Source organism: Alicyclobacillus sp. CIJ1 (genome assembly GCF_057538885.1).
This window is the reverse complement of sequence record NZ_BAAJPH010000042.1, coordinates 1-285: the sequence shown is the minus strand read 5'-3', so window position 1 is coordinate 285 and position 285 is coordinate 1. Positions and strand designations below refer to the sequence as shown.

Genomic DNA, 285 nt, shown 5'->3' with positions numbered 1-285 from the left:
TCCCGCGCGCCTTCGTGTTCTCCACGCGCCCACCTGTGTCGGTTTCCGGTACGGGCACCTTCGGCTCGCTAGAGGCTTTTCTCGGCAGTGTGAACGTCGGGACTTCGGTACTGTCCTTCCCTCCCCATCACAGCTCACGCTTCCCAGGGTGCGCATTTCACTACACCCCACGCTCGCTGCTTGGACGGCCTCTTCCATCCGGCCGCTTCCCTCGTCCTCCTGCGTCACCCCTTCGCTCAAACGCCTACGGTGGTACAGGAATGTCAACCTGTTCTCCTTCGGCTA

Annotated in this window: 1 rRNA gene; it reads right to left on the bottom strand. The window is 62.1% G+C overall.

The features are described 5' to 3' along the window. Positions 1-285: ribosomal RNA gene (locus AC27E8_RS00305) — 23S ribosomal RNA — on the bottom strand; the annotation flags it as partial.